This window comes from Pauljensenia hongkongensis (assembly GCF_001746855.1).
Lineage (GTDB): Bacteria > Actinomycetota > Actinomycetes > Actinomycetales > Actinomycetaceae > Pauljensenia > Pauljensenia hongkongensis.
Map to the genome: position 1 here is coordinate 433,964 of NZ_CP017298.1, position 1,404 is coordinate 435,367.

1 protein-coding gene is annotated in these 1,404 nt (G+C 78.0%); it reads right to left on the minus strand.

All coding sequences use genetic code 11. The features are described from left to right. Positions 1–8 precede the first annotated feature (8 nt). Positions 9–1,404, minus strand: a 1,396-nt coding sequence (locus BH719_RS01800) for a hypothetical protein (protein WP_173647173.1), incomplete at its 5' end; no start/stop codon positions are given.

Below are 1,404 nucleotides of genomic sequence, written 5' to 3' on the forward strand. Positions count from 1 at the left end.
GCCGCCCATCAGGCGACGCCCTGGAGCAGGGTGGGGCCGGTTTGCCCGCCGTCCCAGGTCTCCAGGTCCACGGCGCGGGCAGCGTCCTTGGCGGACAGGAGCTGGCGCAGGGAGGCGACCAGGTAGGGCCCGTCGTCGCCGGAGCCGAGCAGCAGGCGCACCCGCGTGGGGCCGATCCGCTCGAGCTCGGCCAGGGCGGCGTCGAGGTCGGAGTGCTCCCACGCGGGCGGCAGGGCGCAGGTGGTGGCGCGGGCAAGTGCGCCGCGCGCCTGGTCGCGCAGGATCGAGGCCATGGCGGGGCCCGCCGCCGCCCCTCCGGGCTGGGGGACGAACAGGGGCGCGCAGGCCCGCGCGACGGCCAGGACCCCCAGGTCGTCGCTGGTGGGCGCGCTCAGGACGGAGGGCGCTTGCGCGGGGCCGGCGGGGAGCAGGGAGGCGGCCCGGGCGGCCAGGGCGGCGGACGCCTCGTCGCAGGGGGCGATGAGCGCGACTCCGGTGGAGGAGGAGGCGGCGGCCACGGCCAGGCCGGGGGCGTCCTCGGGCGCGGGGTCGAGGAAGACGACGGCCCCGGCCCGCGCGAGCTCCTCGACGAGGCCGGGGGCGCGTGTGCAGGCGATGACGGTGGCGCGCTCGACGCGGCGCACGGGCCGCCTTTCGAGGAGGCGCACGCCCCTGTGGGTGATCCCCTCGTCGGCGAGCTCGTCGATGCCGATCATCTCGTCGGGGCGCGCGTCGCGGACTTGGAAGCGCAGGGTGCGCCCGGTGCGCGGCAGGGCGGCCAGCGGCGCGGAGGTGTCGACGTGGAAGCGCCACTCGCCCAGCCCGAAGAGGTCCGTGTGGCCCACGGTGGACAGGCGTGCGCCGAGGGCGCCGAGGCGGGACGCCAGGGCGGCGCGGTCCTTGTCCTCCCCCTGCATGACGATGTCCACGGTGAAGCGGCGCCCGGCGAGCGGGGGCGCGGGCGAGGGGGCCCTGCCGCCGCCCAGGGCGGCCAGGTCGGCGAGCATGACCGCGTAGGACTCGAGGATCGCGGGGTCGGCGCGGGTCGCGGAGTCCAGGCAGGCGAGGAGGAGGGCGAGGACGGCGGCGCCTGCGTCGATGCGGCCGGTCTGCTCGCTCGTGGCCTCGACGAGTCCGATCTGCGCCTGGGAGGAGCACAAGGATATGATATCGGCCACGTCGGGGAGGGTGTCGCCGAGGGCCGCCAGCTCGGCGCGCGCCCCGGCGAGCACCTCCTCCACGGCGGGGCTGGCGTCGATGCGGCATCCGGGGGCGGGGCGGGCGCAGAGCATCCGCCGCACGACCAGGGGCGTGGGCCGCGCCTCGTCGGCCAGGACCGCCCCCCACGAGGCGAAGACGCCCCCCAGGAGCACGCCGACGTGGCCCACCCCCTGGCGCACGGCC